This is a genomic window from Bacillus sp. AFS098217 (assembly GCF_002551815.1).
Taxonomy (GTDB): Bacteria; Bacillota; Bacilli; order Bacillales; family Bacillaceae_G; genus Bacillus_A.
Map to the genome: position 1 here is coordinate 1 of NZ_NVPR01000033.1, position 16,531 is coordinate 16,531.

Sequence of the window (16,531 nt, forward strand, 5' to 3'; positions counted from 1 at the left end):
GGCCAGATGCTCTCCCCCACTTAAAAAGAGGGATTTTATGTCGTTTTTTTAATTGATGTATATATAATAAAGTCGTTTCTGTAGTTCTTAAAGAAACGAAATTACTATTTTAATACGTTTGTTTTGAAAACACTACACTACATTTAAAAATAGAAATGTTATGATGGAGGATTATACCATTTTTTTATTTCATGTATAATGAGACGAGAGAATATATCGATATTCAACTAATTAAAATAAGGGCAGTATATCAGTAAAAGGGGGAGAAGGATGGATAAGTTATTACAAGAAATCATAAATTGGGTTAGTATGACTGATGAACAAATTGTTATTGGTATTTCAGGGCATGGTGCTGCTGGAAAAACAACGTTTGCCAATATGCTTGTAGACCTATTAAATCAAAATGAAGTGAATTATATTAATACAGATCCATACATTGTTAGTTCGGACATACGAAAGTATGCAATTATTCACTATACATATCAAAACGAAAATCATCATAATAAAATGACGGCTTGTCATCCATCAGCGCATCATTTGTCTGCTTTAGAAAGAGATGTTCAGATGGTCAGAGCTGGTTTAGATTTGTATACAATAGATACGCATTATATGAAAAGCGAGCTGATTTCTTCAAAAAACAAAGTGACGATTGTAGAAGGAATGAGTGTCGCATTTATTAATCCCGATTTATTTGATTTAAAAATTTACTTCTATACAGATGGTGAAACGGAATTAATGAGAAGGTCTAGCCGTGATATTGCTGAAAGGGGAGCTAATATCAATTATTTAAGGCAGTCTCATGAAGAACGTCGGATTCAGTACGAAGTGTTTATGCATCCATACAGTCAACATTTTGATATTATTATCAAAAATTCCGATGAAGCAATATGTCTAGAAAAAAATACATTTGAGTTTTATGGAGTTTAAATGCAAATGCTCTATTTCTATTATTGATAAAGAGGTGAAAAAATGGGAAAGAAGCGAATAGTATTTTTATTTTTTGGATTTTTGATTCTTTTAGTTGTATTTTTGTATCCAAAAGGTTACAGTGGCAAATACATACAATGGGGTGATACGGTAGAGTCTGTTGATACAAATAAACTTGAGAGAAATGATATCCCATATAAAGTTAAAAATAACAAAGTATATATTCCTGAAGATGCCTTTGACAAGGCGATATGGTGCTGTTCTTAATCCTTACACATTGTGTGGGGATTTTTTCATAAAGAAAAGACACTCTTATGAGTGCCCTCTCCGATTTGATACCCACCTTGAATATTTTGGTATGTACATTGTACACAGTTTGGACACATGATTTACATATGTGTGTGCTATATTTCAGGCTAAAGCTGTTTACTCTTGTTCTTTGTATTTTCTGCGTAATAATACTAGAACGAAATTTATATAGCGTACAGTGGAAAAATAATTTGTTATCCAATACATGTTACTGTGGGGAAAGGATTGAATTGTATGAAGTCCATACTAGAAGCATCTACACATACGCATTTTCCTCCTTTCGAATGGAATTACGGTCAAAGAAAACCAGAACTCCTTAAAGAGGAATGTTTACATTATATATTTGAAGAAATTGTAGATCGTTATGAAAACAGGATAGCTGTTATTTGTGACGATAGGAAGATAACGTATAGAGAGCTAGAAGTAGAGTCGAATAAACTAGCCAGATATTTACGATTGAAAGGAATTAAACGCGGCAGCCGCGTAGCGATTCTTCTAGATCGCTCTATAGAAACTTATATTGCGATGCTGGGTATTATGAAAGCGGGAGCTGCGTATGTACCGCTAGATCCGAGTTATCCAGAAGACCGGGTGCAATATATTGTACAAGACTGCGGCATTGCAGCAGTTATTATGACTGCGGAAATTGCTGCTCGGTATCATGTAGAATGCTTAGCTGTTCTATTAGATCAAGAAGCGACATTGATTGCAGATCAAGATGGTGAACGCTTATGTAAAGAAGAAGTGCAAGTACAGTGTGATGATTTGTCTTATATTATTTACACTTCAGGCACGACAGGGCGTCCAAAAGGTGTGTTAATTGAGCATCATACTGCAGCTCATGTTGTGAGAGCTTCGCAAACTTTTTATCAAGTTGTGCCAGAAGATCGAGTGTACCAAGGATTTACCACTGCATTTGATGCATCTGTTGAGGAAATTTGGATGGCATTTTCAAACGGTGCAGCACTTGTAGTTGGTACACGTAAGTTACAGCAAAGTGGAATGGAGCTACCGAAGAGGTTGACAGAGCTTGGTGTGACTGTTCTTTCTTGTGTACCAACATTGCTTACGATGTGGGAAGAAGATATTCCAACACTGCGTTTGTTAATTGTTGGAGGAGAAGAGTGTCCAAGTCATGTTGTACAGCGCTGGTGTCGACCTGGAAGGCGTATGATGAATACGTACGGTCCAACAGAGGCAACAGTAATTGCTACTTATGCAGAATGCGATCCGAACAAACCAGTGACAATTGGAAAACCTCTTCCTAACTATACCGTTTATATTTTAGATGAACAGATGCATTCCATTCCTATTGGAGAATCCGGTGAATTATATATTGGAGGTGCTGGATTAGCTCGTGGTTATGTGAACCGAGAAGATTTAACAAAAGAAAAGTTCGTTGATAATCCATTTTGTAAAACACCTTTTGATTCAACGCGTTTATACCGGACAGGAGACTTAGTTCGTTTTAACAAGCAAGGAGATATTGAATTTTTAGGAAGAATTGATAGTCAGGTGAAAATTCGTGGATATCGCGTTGAGCTTAGCGAAATCGAAGCAGTTATCATGGCTGTTCCTCATGTGCGGGGTGCTGTTGTGAATGTACATGAACAAGCACCTGGGCTACAAGTATTAGTTGCTTATCTTGTATTGGATGAAGGAGAGACGCCACATATGTCGGTTATACACAACCGTCTTAAAGAACGGCTTCCGGCATATATGGTACCTTCTTACATTGAGGTGCTTGATGAGCTTCCGACTCTTATAAGCGGAAAGGTTGATCGTAAGGGTTTACCGGCACCAACAGGGCAGCAGCGTTTTCAGAAAGAATATACAGCGCCTAAAAACGAAATGGAAGAAATAATCGCCAAGGCATGGCAAGAAGTTTTCCAGCAAGATAATATTTCTGTTACAGAACATTTCTTTGATGATTTAGGCGGGCATTCCTTATTCGCTGCGCTCGTTGTATCAAAACTTCGGGAACATCGCATGATGACAGGTATGGCTGTTTCAGATGTGTATGCACATCCAACAATTGAGCAGCTTGCTGATTTTATACAATCACAATCTAGACCTGAAATAAAGCAACCAGACCGTAAAGAATTACCGCCTGTATCAGACGGTGTATATAAGAAAAATGGGTTTTTGCAGGGAATTAGTATATATGCCCTTACACTTTTAGCATCGTTGCCTTTTGTACTTGTGTATTTACATTTATCTAATAGTCCGTGGGGAGATGAGCAAATTTTCTTAGCTGTAGTTTCTATGTTTGCTATTTATTGTCCGGCTATGATTATTATTTCTATTGCGGCAAAGTGGCTCTTAATTGGTCGTTTTAAAGAGGGAGAGTATACACTTTGGGGAAGTTATTACTTTCGTTGGTGGCTTGTGCGCCGAATTCAAGCACTTGCACCGGTTAGCTTCTTAACAGGAACACCGTTTTTAAATTGGTATTATCGTCTGATGGGAGCAAAAATCGGAAAAAATTGTTACATTGGCACGCAGCACTTGCATTCATTTGACTTAATTGAAATCGGAAATGAAAGTAGTATTGGATTAGACGCACAGCTGCTTGGTTACACAGTTGAAGGGAATACACTAAAAATCGGTAAAATTGCAGTGGGAAACAACTGTTATATCGGAGCAAATGCAGTTATTTCTCCTAATATAACTGTCCAAGATCACTCGCAATTAGGAGAGCAATCGATGCTTCCTTCTAATATGGTTATACCATCTAATGAGCGTTGGAGCGGCTCTCCTGCAAGGCAAACAAATGTAAAAGATGATCACGTAGAGGCGATGGCAGCTTTTTCAGCAAAACAAAACAGATTGCATCGTTTTGGGCTTGGCGTATTGTATATAGTTGGAATCATTATGCTTATGTTAGTTCCGAGTATGAGTTTTTTACCAGCTATTTTTCTAATACGAGGCTTATTTCCATATATGGGAGCTTGGGAGTTGCTTTTAGCACCTATATTTTCGCTTATAGCTGTAGTTACGTTATGTTTTGTAATCGTCTTGCTAAAACGGGTTATACTAGGCCGAGTAAAAGAAGGACAATATTCGTTGCATAGTATATTTTATGTACGAAAATGGTTTGTAGATAAGCTACTCATGATGAGCTTAGCATTCAATAATTCACTGTATGCGACAATTTATGCAGCGCCATTTCTACGTCTACTCGGTGCGAAAATGGGGAAAATGGTTGAAGTTTCTACCGTTACGAATATTGCCCCAGATTTACTAATCGCGGGTGAAGGAAGCTTTATTGCTGATGCTGTTTCTATTGGTACACCAAAAGTATTTCGTAATCAAATTCATATTGCGAAAACAAAGATTGGAAGCCGTACGTTTATTGGAAATAGCGCTCATATTGAAGGAGGAAAAACAATCGGAAATGGTTGTTTAATTGGAGTTATGTCTGTTCCTCCGGAGGAAAAAGAGATTTCTAATGATACATCATGGTTAGGTTCACCATCTATATTTTTACCAAACCGAGACATTAATACTTCTTTCTCGGAAGAGGAAACATATCATCCAACAAGAAGTCTTTATATAAAACGACTTATGATTGAATTTTGTCGCGTTACGCTTCCTGGTGCTTTTGCTATTTGGATTAGTGGCTTTTTAGTGTTTAGCCTCTGGGAGGAAACTCGCTATTTTTCTGCCTTCGAGATCATTGCATTGTTTCCATTGTTAACGATAGGAGCAGGTTTACTAGCATCAGGATTAGTTGTTCTTATTAAAAGACTCCTCATTGGTCGTTACGAGCAGACGGCGAAGCCGCTATGGAGCACATTTGTATGGCGTAGTGAATTAGTGACAGCTTTATATGAAAATGTGACTGTTCCTTACTTGTTAAATTTATTTTTAGGGACACCGTTTGCGCGGTATATTCTGAGCTGGTTTGGCGTGAAAATGGGAGAAAGAGTATTCTTGGATTCTACACACATATCAGAGTTTGATTTAGTGCATATTGGAGATGGTGCTGCCATTAACTTGAATAGTACGCTGCAGACGCATTTATTTGAGGATCGTGTTATGAAAATGTCCAATCTTGTTATTGGTAATAGCTGTTCAATCGGAAATGGTTCTGTTGTTTTATATGATACGGTTATGAATCCGGGATCATCACTTGGAAACCTTTCGCTTGTCATGAAAGGAGAAACCTTACCTGCTTATACACATTGGGAAGGAGCACCTGCTAACTATTGTTATGCCACAGAGAGACAAAGTAAGGAAGTTGGGTGATTTCATATGCTAGAAATATATGCAGTGCATATGGAGAAAGAGACGTTCATCAATTGGGAACATCTTCTTCCCTATATAAGTGAAGAAAGACGTGCAAGAATCTCGCTTCGAAAAACGTATGAAGATATCATGAGAGAAATAGTATGTGATGCACTAGTGCATCACATTGTATATAAAAAATATGGTATGAAAAATATGATCGAGTGGGGCCGTACTTTATATGGAAAGCCCTATATTCATAATCTGCCTTCATTTCAATTTAGTTTATCTCATGCAGGCGAATGGGTTGTATGCGCAGTGGATACGCAGCCTGTTGGAATAGATATAGAATGTGTGCGGGCAGTGGATTTTCAAGCAATGGAGTATTTGTTTTCATCACAAGAGCAAAAATGGTGGAAGAAAATACCGGAAGACAAACAATCAGAGACTTTTTATCACATTTGGACTGGAAAGGAAAGTTATATAAAAGCGATTGGAACAGGTGTATCTAAAAACTTGTCTTCTTTTACAGTTTCCCTTTCAGAGGGGAGAGTATACGATGAACAATGGAAGGAAATTTGGTTTATAAAACAAATTCCCTTCCACCAAGAGTATATTCTCTCAGTATGTACAAGAGGAAAGGATTTTTCTAAGAACGTTCAATATACTACTATGAAACATTTAATAGAGGAAAGACTTTATCGCTCTAGTTATTAATGAAGAGTTTTTTCATCTCGATCTAGCGGGTGGTAAGTTTCATCAGTGGGAGATGAAAAAACTCTTCACTGATGGAAGTTTCACTTTATGACAATCATAGTGGAAAATGCAGAAGAACTGTTCTGATTTTGGTTGTTTTATCTTAAAAAACATAGTGTTAATAAGGACTTTCAACTGTAGCTATCTCTTGTACAAAATACGTGCAAGAAATAGAAAAGTTAATTATACTAGTGCTACATTTCATTTTTTATGAAAGAGGGATTCAGATGAATATGAGTAAGAAAATTTTCACACTAATGTTAGCTTTCACTCTGTTTGCCTTACCAACATTTGCACAGGCAAAAACCTATAGTGGCGGTAAATCGTCAGTTTCATCCCATTCTAGTAGCGGAGGATTCAGCACGAAAGGGTCGACTTCTGGTAGTCATCGTTCTTCAGATGGGACATATCATTCGGGCTATAAATCTTCGTCATCAAATGTGCAATCGAAGAAACCAGCTTCTGTAGATCGTACACCACAGTCACAGCCAGCTCCTAAGAAATCTAGCTTTTGGGGCCATGCAGCATCATTTGGGGCAGGAGCTTTACTAGGTAGTATGCTACATCCATTTGGAAATCATGGAGTTGGTGGAGTAGGCGGAAGCTTTTTTTCTAGTGGTTTGTTAATAGATATTGTCATCCTTTTAGGAATTGTTTGGGTTCTGCGACGTATTTTCGTAAGACGTTAAGAAGGAGAGAGAACGATGAAGATTTTCTTTACTGAACAAGATGTAGTTGATGCGGTTTGTGTACATGCGGCAGCTATCCACGCGTATCGTCCGGAGCAAATTGATGTTGATTTGCAGTTTCATCCGAATAAAGGATTTGGCGCCAGTGCTCGTTTGCCGTATCGAACTGTAGAGCTTGGTGAGCAGGAATTAATTGATGCAATTGCATTTTACCTACGTGAATATCACAATTTTATTCCGGAGAGTTTGCGCATTGACTTACAATTTCATGAGCAAACAGGATTTGCAGCGGATATAGAGGTAGCATAAAGAAGAGAACAATTTAAAATAGAAGAAAACCGATTCTTATGTATTTAAAGAATCGGTTTTTTGATTTTTATTCGGTTTTCCTAATTTCCGATATAAAACAGCTTGATTTACACTTGTAATGGCACAGATCTTTTTAATTGTTTTACAAGTTGTCCGAACGATATAATTCAGCAACCATTTTTTTAAACTCTTCATTAAATTTCTTGTTTGTCATACGGACACTTCCTCCTTGAAACGCATTGTAAGGACTTAACTAAGTTGTGTTCATATGACTATACTAACTCCAAGGACTTCATGTAAGTGAAAGGGTAGTTTTGATTATAAATAATCTCTTAGGGTCCCGTTTTCGATACAGGAGAGAGGAATCTTTTTCTCTACACCTTCTTTCATATCACGTAAAACAATGGTTTCCGTAGAGATTTCGGTTTCACCAATAATAAGCACGTAAGGAATCTTTTCTTTATTTGCGTAATTAAGAGCTCGTTTCAGCTTGCGGCCAGCAAGTTCAAGTTCAATTTTAAGAGTATGATTCGAGCGTAATTGCTGGGCGATTTGTAAACACTTCGTTTCCGTTCCAATTGGAATAATGAAAATATCAGCAGAATTAGAATTTGTTTCTTTTTGCACAAGCGCAGTATAAATAACATCTAGACCAAAGGAAATACCTACTGTTGGATAAGGTGTATTATCATTACGAAAGGCTCCAATTATATTATCATAACGTCCGCCACTACCAATACTTGAAGAAATACTACCATCTGTTAAGAAAATTTCATAAATTGTACCTGTATACATTGTAAGACCTCGCGCTAAGAATGGATTGAAACTAGTATTGTTTTTGATCCCAAGTGCGAGTAAATATTGTTGTAATTGCTCGAGTTCATTGATACCCTCTGTAACAAGTGAATTTGAGAACGTTTCTTTAAATTCATTTAAGTCTAATGTCAGGCAAGACTTAATCGTATTACAAATAATCTCTATCATTTCTTTTACGATTCCACGACTTTGTAAGTCTTTTCGTATACCGTCAATTCCAATCTTTTCAATTTTATCTAATGATAAAATGACATCATTTGTTAAGGTATCTGGAATTTCAATTGATTTCAGAATACCTGTTAATAACTTACGATTATTATATTGAATCGTAACATCTAAGTTTAAAGTTTGAAAAAGATCAAAAGCCATGCCCATTAATTCAGCTTCAGCGATAACGGATTCTACTCCAACTATATCAACGTCACATTGGATAAACTCGCGGAACCTACCTTGTTTAATTGGACCGTCACGGAATACTTTGCCAATTTCATATCGTTTAAAGGGAAGGCGAATATCCGGATTCATTGCTACAACTTTTGCAAAGGGAATTGTTAAATCATAACGAAGTGCGAGTTCGCGGTTTCCTTGGTCACGTAGTGTATACATTTCTTTTAAAATCTCGGAACCACCGCCATATTTGTAAGCCATAAGTTCATACATATTTAGTGTAGGCGTTTCAAGTGGTTTACAGCCATAGCGCTCAAAAGTCTCTTCACAAGCTCGTTTAATTGTATTTCGCAATATTTGTTCTGACGGTAAATAATCTTTTGTTCCTTTTACATTTCTTATATCCATTTGAATCACTCCTTTTTAAATTAAAAAAAGCTATGCAGGTATAAAAATACCCACATAGCTTTATAGATGCTTCGTGGGTCAACAGGAAAAGCCCTGTACCCACGAAGAAAAAATTCTTCGGATACACGGCGTTATGTATGATGATGAAGTTGGAAAGAAGTATTAAAATAAAACATATGCAATCTCTCCTTGAGTTTTTTTAAAATTATAACAAATGTTTTTTTGAATATCAATATTTTTCGAAAAATAATCCCTTAACATGTCGTATTGTGTTAAGGGATAATGTTTATAATGTAATTGTAGCAGTAGTAGCTCTTGTTACTTCAATTAAATCTTTGCCGGATATAAAAATTTGTAATCCTCTTTTACCAGCACTAATACTGATTGGATTAAGATTAGCTGCTGATTCATCAATATATAATGGATAGTTCTTTTTCGCGCCTAGCGGCGAGACACCACCGCGAATGTAACCTGTAAGCCCTAGTATTTCTTTCATGTGAACCATTTCAACTTTTTTATTTTGACTTGCGGATGCTAATGCTTTTAAATTCAATTCTTTATGGGCAGGAACACACGCCATAATAACACCTGTCTTATCGCCTCGAAGGACCAGTGTTTTAAAAACTTGTTCTAATTGCAGATCAACCTGCTCTGCGACATGCTTAGCATTTAAATTTTCTTCATCCCATTCGTATTCATGGACGGAGTACTTAGTTTTATGCTTATCAAGTAGACGACAAGCGTTTGTTTTGCTACTCATATAGTACACTTCCTTATATGTATTTCGTCTTATTTAGTATACAAAATTTTATAACATAAGACAGGGGAAATGCAAAAATACAAGAATATGTAACATATAATGTAAAAGAAGAGAGGGAGAAAGATGTGGAAAACAGCAGATCTTTGTGATGTTTTTGAAAATGAGGTACAAGTATGTCAGCAAGCGTTTCAGTCATACGGCAAGAAGGAGCAATTTTATGGGAAAATTGCAACAGTTAAAGTGAAAGATGATAATGTATTAGTGAAAGAAGCGTTGCAATCGTTGCCGGAAGGAACTGTATTAGTAGTTGATGGAGAGGGTTCTACGAATTGTGCGTTACTTGGAGATAATTTGGCAAACATTGCAGAAGAACGAAATTTAGCAGGGGTTATTATATATGGATGTGTTCGTGATTCTAAGGAACTGCGGAACATTAATATTGGTATATTGGCATTAGGAACAATGCCAAAGAGAAGTAGAAAAGAGGGAAAAGGAGAGGCAGAAATCCCTTTACAATTTGGAGCAATTGAGTGGATTCCTAATCAATATGTGTATGCGGATGAAGATGGTGTTATTGTATGTGAAAAACGTATTCACGATAACCTGTAGTGGGCGCATAGTATATATACATCAATTAAAAAACGACATAAAATCCCTCTTTTTAGGTGGGAGAGAGCATCTGGTCATGCATAGAAGTGGTCATGGTCTATTTCTGCCACATGCGAAGTAAAAACAGAAAGAGCAAACGAGTGTAAGTTACTTTTTGTTCTGCATAACAGGGATTTAGATGTCGAAAAATTAAAATGGATTTATATAGAAGCTTTATTACCCAATATAATTATCTAGTATTATTAGAAAATAAATCCAATAAAACATAGACAAAATTCTGTGTCAATAGTAAAATGATACAGAAATTTATTGTCTGATGAATGTATAGGTATGTCGTTTATACGATAACTTTAATAAGGAAATTGGTGAAAATGAAATGGGTTCGCTGTGAAAAGTGAATGTTATCACAATAATACATTCATAAGCTACATGATCTTTCCTATACAAATAAAACAGTCACCTATGTAGATAGGAAATGTACTCACGGTAGGTGCTATTACATGCTCTTGAAGGGCCTTTTTTAAGCAAGGGAGGAATAACCGAGGATGGCAATGATGAAAAAATGGCTGCTTACGTTGATAATGGCAGTTGCATTAGTATTTGTTTCATTTGCAAATACAGTACATATTACGTTTGCTGAAGGAAAAACAGCAACACTTGCGATTATTGGGGAATCGCAAAAAGGAGTTATTTTGTGTCCGAAAGAAGTGTCAATTGAAGACGGAGAAACGGCCTATAGTTTGTTACAAAAAGCCATGGGGGATAAAGTAATAGCTGAAAATACAAAATACGGCATTTATGTAAAAGGTATTGACGGTTTAATGGGCGGCGACACAAGTGGCTGGACATATGATGTAAATGATAAAGCAGCAATGGTAGGGGCAGATAGTTATAAATTAGACTCTGGAGATGTTGTAGCATTTCGTTTTGTTGCAGATTGGAACAATATGAGTCAAGAAACATTACAACAAGTGCTTGATAGAATTGGAACTTGTAAGAGTAACCAAGATGAGCAAAATCCAGATGAACAAAAGCCGGACGAGCAAAATCCAGGTGAACAAAATCCAGATGAACAAAAACAAGATACGACTCAGCCGAAAGAGCCAATCACAAATGAATTGCTCGTGAAACAATTAGATCAAGCGATCGCTAAAACATCACAAAAGATGATGAATGATGGAATCGATAGCGACTGGACAGCAATTGCGCTTGCTCGTTCAGGACAAAATGTACCAATAGAAATGAAGGTTGGTTATCTGCAGTCATTAACACAAAAGGTAGAAAAGCAGATGAACCGTTTGACTCCTACGGATTTAGCGAGAACGGTTTTAGCTGTGACAGCAGTAAATGGGAATCCAAGAAATGTAGCTGGACAGAATTTAATCCAAAAATTGTATCAATCTGAAAAACTAAATTCTGTTACTGGCTATACATTTGCTTTAATTGCGCTTGATACAAAGAAATATGAAGTGCCAGCTGAAGCAAAATGGAATCGTGCAGCTTTAGTGAAAGAAATTTTAAATGCACAGCATACAGATGGTGGCTGGACTTACAATGTTGAAAGCAGTAAGGAAGATGCTAGTAGTGTTGATGTAACAGGAATGGTTTTATCAGCATTAACACCTTATCAGAAACAACCAGAAGTTAAACAAGCTGCTGAAAAAGCGGTACAATATTTATCAAGTAAACAATTAAACAATGGTGGATTTGAAGCTGACGGTCAAGAGAATGCCAATAGCGCTGCACAAGCAGTTATGGGATTATCGATGATAGGAAGTGACCCAACTGGTGATGCGTTTACGAAAAATGATGTAAACGCGGTTCAAAATCTACTATCATACCAGCTGGAAAATGGTGAATTTAAATGGTTGCCAAATGATACAGAGGGTAATAGTATGGCTACTGAACAAGCCCTTTTAGCATTACTTCAATATAAAGAGTTTGTACATGGTAATGGCTCTATATATGATTGGTCGAATGATACAATCGGAACTGAAATTGATAAGAAACCAATTGTAGAACCAGAGATACCAGCAGTAGAAAAAGAAAAAGTTACAGAAGAACCACAACAACAAACAAAAGACGAGGTATCAGATGTTGTTGTAAAAGAAAAAACAGTAAATAACGAAAAAACTGCAAAAAATCGTCAATTACCAAAAACAGGATCATCAGCTGGTGATGTTGCTGTGCCAGTCGGAATGGGTGTATTATGCATCGCTTCGGCATATGCTTTATGGAGACGAAAAGCAGCTTAACAAAAATTAGGAGCAATGATTTGCTCCTAATTTTATTAGGAAAGGTGAGAACAGTATGAATATGATGAAATGGTTCATTTCATTTGTCCTTTCACTTGGATTGCTTGTAGGATGTAACCAAAGTGAAGTGAAACCAGAACAAAAAGCGGCTTCTAAACAAACGGAGCAAAAAGAGGCAGCAAAACAAAAAGAACAGAAAGATGAGAATAAACAAGAAGAGTCGAAAAAAACAGAGGAACAAAAACAACCGGAAGAACAAAAACAAACAGAAGAACAACTAAAAGATAATCAAGAGCAAAAACCTCAAGAAAAAGCTGAGGTAAAACAAGAAGAGAAAAAAGAGCAAGAACCAGCCTCTGAGCCAAAACAATTAGAACAACCAAAAGTAAAAGAAAAAAAGGCTGAACAAAAGCAATCGGAACAACCAGCAGTAAAAGAAGATACGAAAGTAGTCAATCAGCCGAAAGAAACGCCAAAGCAGGAACAATCAGTACCACAGCCAGTAGTTCCTAAACCTGAGCCTACACCAGTTCCAACGCCACAAGCTAAGCAAGTTACTATTTCTGTACGTGGAGATCAGGGATATCTATTAGATGCAAAAAAAGTCGATATTCAAGAGGGAGCTACAGTTTTTGAGGTGTTAAAAAATACAGGGCTGGAGATTGATTCAACTGGATCTGGAAACAGTAAATATGTAAAAGGAATTAATGATTTATATGAATTTGATAAAGGATCAACTAGCGGATGGAAATACCGTGTAAATGGTACTTTTCCAAATCGCAGTGCTGGTGCGGTAACAGTGAAGCCGGGAGATAAAATCGAATGGGTATATGTGCTAAATTAGGAAAGGGTCTTTGGTAAAGGGTTATGAAAATTATCTTTTCTTCTTTACATCCTTTTGTGAATTCCTTCTATTATATTGGGGTGATGATACTATGTATGCTGTGTCTTCATCCTCTTTTTTTAGTTGGTGCGATTATTATGATGGTGTTGTTAAACATCATGCAAGGAAATAGCGAAAAAATCAAAAAAATGTTACCAAGCATGTTTGTTTTCTTTGTAATGATTATTGTGTTAAATCCGTTATTAACGCACAGGGGAGCAACCACATTATTTCGTTTAGGTGATAACCGAATTACATTAGAAGCATGTATGTATGGGTTAGTAATGGGACTATCGTTACTTGCTATTATGTTTACTTTTACTTCCTACAATGATATTATTTCGAGTCATAAATTTTTGTATTTATTTTCACGGATTTCACCAAAAGTTGCGCTGTTAACAATGATTACCGTGCGTTTTGTTCCTTTATTTATTCGGCGTTTAAGACAAATTACTCTCGTTCAAAAAACGAAAGGTGTTCAATTAGATTCCGGTTCAATAATCGAGAGAATTAAAAGTGGAATGAAACTTTTACAAGTACTCCTTGTTTGTTCCTTGGAGGATGCATTACAAACGGCAGATTCTATGCAAGCACGCGGGTTTGGTGTGACAAAGCGCAGCACGTATATTCGCTATCGAATGGGAAGACAAGATTGGTATGTAATTACGTATTTAGTGATTGTATTACTAAGCTGTCTTGCATTCGATTTTTGCGGGGCTGGTAAGTTATCAATCTATCCAAGAGTAGAATCGATTGTATTTCAGCAGTATGATGGCATACTATTCGTTCTATTTATAATGTTTATTAGTTTACCAATTATCATGGAGGGGAGGGAATGGATATGGTGGCGCATGCAGAAATAAAGAATTTATCATTTGCATATAATGATGAAAGTGTACAAGCTTTAACTCATATTTCTTTATCTGTTTCACAAGGTGAGTTTATTGTACTAGCAGGCCAATCAGGCTGTGGTAAGACAACACTTTTGAAACATTTAAAAAAAGAGTTACTCCCAATTGGAAAACGTACAGGTAATGTGTATTATGATGGAGTTTCCCTGCAAGAGATACCAGATTTATTGTCAGCGCAAGAAGTCGGAATGGTGTTTCAAAATCCAGAAAATCAACTCGTTATGGATACAGTGATCCAAGAGCTAGCGTTTTCGTTAGAAAATGTTGGACTGGCATCACATGTTATTCAAAAAAGAATCGCTGAACTCATTAGTTTTTTAGGTTTTCAAGAGTTACTCCATCAATTTGTTCATACCCTATCCGGCGGACAAAAACAACTGGTTAATTTAGCGGCAGTCTTGGTTTTACAACCAAAGCTACTATTGCTTGATGAACCAACAGCACAGCTTGATCCGATTGCTGCTAAGGAATTTTTAGGGCTGCTAAAACGAATTAATGAAGAACTTGGGATTACCATTATCATGAGTGAACATCGTTTAGATGAGGTCATTCCACTTGCAACGCGAGTTGTGTTTATGAATGCTGGGGAAATTATTTATGATGGAATCCCGCAACATGTTATATCGAAAATGTGGGAATTAGAAGAATTTCGACCATTTATCCCTCAAATTCCAAGATTGTTTCTAGAATGGAATGTAGAAACAATTCCTTTTACAGTCCGTGAGGCACAAACACGTCTTCGTTCAGAAGTATCTATAGAACATGAAGTGCCAGGTATATCGCGAGCTGAAGCAAAAAAAGTAATGTTAGAAGCAGAACATATATCATTTCAATATGAAAAGAACAGTCCGTTTATTTTACAGGATTTAACGTTATCGATTGAGCAAGGGAAATGGACGGCGCTTGTGGGGAAAAATGGTGCTGGAAAATCGACACTTTTAGCGATTTTAGCAGGCTTACAAAAAGCTAGAAGAGGAAAAGTACGGTGGAACGGAACGGAGATTCATAAAATCGATTCAAAAGAACGATTTAAAAGAATCGGATATGTATCGCAACATCCGTACTATCATTTTACATGTGATACAGTGTGGGAAGAAGTTTTTGAACGAGCGAATGAGTTGTATGGTGAAAAAGCAAATCAAGTGACAAAAGATATGTTGCAGCGATTTTGGCTGTATTCCATCCGTGATCGTCATCCGCATGATTGCAGCGGGGGAGAGCAACAGCTAATCGCACTATGTACGGTTTTATTATCAAAACCAAGTTTATTGTTATTAGACGAACCAACAAAAGGATTAGATCCAGGGAAAAAAGAAAGATTAGGTCAATTGTTTCAAGAGTTGCAAAAAGAAGGAACAACCATCGTAATGGCAACTCATGACATTGAATTTGCAGCAAAATATGTGGATCATTGTATGATGTTATTTGATGGAAAGATCATTATGAATGATGCGCCGAAGGAATTCTTTAGTGATAATTTCTTTTATACAACATCTATTAACCGTTTCATTCGCAGGCAATTACCTTATGCATTAACGTGGGAGGATGTGTACGAAGCGTGTCCAAACGATACTTTGCTTTTATAATATGTATTTTTATTATTGTAATAAGTACACTCCTTTTTACTTCTCTTGTAATAGATGGACATTATATTTGGTGCAGTTTACTTTTATTAGTTATTATCATGTTACCTTTTTATATACGGTTTGAGAAGAAAGCTTTTGTTTCACGTGAAATTGTTATGGTGGCTATTTTAGCAGCGATAGCAGCAGTTAGTCGTGTTCCCTTTTCCATTATGCCAAGTGTACAACCAACTTCTTTTGTCATTATTGTCTCTGCGATTGTGTTTGGAAGTGAAACAGGATTTATGATTGGGGCAACAGCAGCGATTGTATCCAATATCTTTTTAGGGCAAGGACCTTGGACACCGTGGCAAATGTTTGCTTGGGGAATGATAGGGTTTATGGCTGGTTTACTTCGAAACACATGTATTATGAAAAAGTTGTGGGGAAGAATCATTTACGGTTTTATAGTTGGCTTTATTTTTGGGTGGATTATGAACTTATGGGGACTTCTTGGGTTTATACAAGACGTAACATGGAAAGCATTCCTTTCGTATTATGCTGCAAGCTTTTATTTTGATTTAGGCCATGCGATTTCAAATGTCATCTTTCTTACTTTATTTAGTTCTTCATGGATTACCATTCTTACGAGATTTAAAAAGAAATATGGCATTTTAGATGATAATAGAGAACGAATATCTGAAAGAAACAAAGCATAAT

The 16,531-nt window shown here is 36.6% G+C and carries 14 protein-coding genes; 12 read left to right on the plus strand and 2 right to left on the minus strand.

Going from position 1 to position 16,531, the window contains the following annotated elements:
• The first annotated feature begins 270 nt into the window (after positions 1–270).
• The 6 genes from COO03_RS10155 to COO03_RS10180 all read left to right on the plus strand — a co-directional run bounded on the left by COO03_RS10155 (position 271) and on the right by COO03_RS10180 (position 7,220).
• Positions 271–927, plus strand: coding sequence for a uridine kinase family protein (locus COO03_RS10155; protein ID WP_097897065.1), 657 nt, complete (start codon positions 271–273; stop codon positions 925–927).
• A 42-nt stretch (positions 928–969) separates the two neighbouring features.
• The gene (locus tag COO03_RS10160; protein ID WP_097897066.1) at positions 970–1,194 is read left to right on the plus strand and encodes a hypothetical protein; all 225 of its coding nucleotides are present in this window, start codon (positions 970–972) and stop codon (positions 1,192–1,194) included.
• Between the two features lie 276 nt (positions 1,195–1,470).
• On the plus strand, positions 1,471–5,487 hold the full coding sequence (locus COO03_RS10165; RefSeq protein WP_097897067.1) for a Pls/PosA family non-ribosomal peptide synthetase: 4,017 nt from the start codon (positions 1,471–1,473) through the stop codon (positions 5,485–5,487).
• Positions 5,488–5,493: 6 nt separating this feature from the next.
• Positions 5,494–6,183 carry a 4'-phosphopantetheinyl transferase family protein gene (locus COO03_RS10170; RefSeq protein ID WP_097897068.1) on the plus strand — a complete coding sequence of 230 codons (690 nt, stop codon included), beginning with the start codon at positions 5,494–5,496 and terminating at the stop codon, positions 6,181–6,183.
• 266 nt (positions 6,184–6,449) lie between these two features.
• Positions 6,450–6,911 (plus strand): hypothetical protein, encoded by a 462-nt coding sequence (locus tag COO03_RS10175; protein WP_097897069.1) that lies wholly within the window; start codon positions 6,450–6,452, stop codon positions 6,909–6,911.
• A 15-nt stretch (positions 6,912–6,926) separates the two neighbouring features.
• Positions 6,927–7,220: a DUF2653 family protein gene (locus tag COO03_RS10180; RefSeq protein ID WP_097897070.1), complete on the plus strand. Its 294-nt coding sequence runs from the start codon at positions 6,927–6,929 to the stop codon at positions 7,218–7,220.
• Between the two features lie 318 nt (positions 7,221–7,538).
• Here COO03_RS10180 and COO03_RS10185 read toward each other — a convergent pair whose 3' ends face one another.
• Positions 7,539–8,831, minus strand: coding sequence for a histidine--tRNA ligase (locus COO03_RS10185; RefSeq protein ID WP_097897071.1), 1,293 nt, complete (start codon positions 8,829–8,831; stop codon positions 7,539–7,541).
• 286 nt (positions 8,832–9,117) lie between these two features.
• A complete protein-coding gene (gene ybaK / locus COO03_RS10190) occupies positions 9,118–9,591 on the minus strand; it encodes a Cys-tRNA(Pro) deacylase (RefSeq protein ID WP_097897072.1) in 474 nt (157 codons plus the stop codon).
• Positions 9,592–9,714: 123 nt separating this feature from the next.
• Here ybaK and rraA point away from each other — a divergent pair, with 123 nt between their 5' ends.
• From rraA to COO03_RS10220, 6 genes are all read left to right on the plus strand, one after another.
• The gene (gene rraA / locus COO03_RS10195) at positions 9,715–10,200 is read left to right on the plus strand and encodes a ribonuclease E activity regulator RraA (protein WP_097897073.1); all 486 of its coding nucleotides are present in this window, start codon (positions 9,715–9,717) and stop codon (positions 10,198–10,200) included.
• Positions 10,201–10,745: 545 nt separating this feature from the next.
• Entirely contained in the window at positions 10,746–12,455 is a 1,710-nt protein-coding gene (locus COO03_RS10200) for a DUF4430 domain-containing protein (protein ID WP_097897074.1), read from the plus strand.
• Positions 12,456–12,510: 55 nt separating this feature from the next.
• Positions 12,511–13,299, plus strand: coding sequence for a DUF4430 domain-containing protein (locus COO03_RS10205; protein ID WP_097897075.1), 789 nt, complete (start codon positions 12,511–12,513; stop codon positions 13,297–13,299).
• Positions 13,300–13,322: 23 nt separating this feature from the next.
• Positions 13,323–14,201 carry an energy-coupling factor transporter transmembrane component T gene (locus tag COO03_RS10210; protein ID WP_097897076.1) on the plus strand — a complete coding sequence of 293 codons (879 nt, stop codon included), beginning with the start codon at positions 13,323–13,325 and terminating at the stop codon, positions 14,199–14,201.
• Positions 14,174–15,835: an ABC transporter ATP-binding protein gene (locus COO03_RS10215; protein WP_170958114.1), complete on the plus strand. Its 1,662-nt coding sequence runs from the start codon at positions 14,174–14,176 to the stop codon at positions 15,833–15,835. Before COO03_RS10210 ends, COO03_RS10215 begins: the two co-directional genes overlap by 28 nt.
• Positions 15,808–16,530: an ECF transporter S component gene (locus COO03_RS10220; protein ID WP_097897077.1), complete on the plus strand. Its 723-nt coding sequence runs from the start codon at positions 15,808–15,810 to the stop codon at positions 16,528–16,530. Before COO03_RS10215 ends, COO03_RS10220 begins: the two co-directional genes overlap by 28 nt.
• Position 16,531 lies beyond the last annotated feature (1 nt).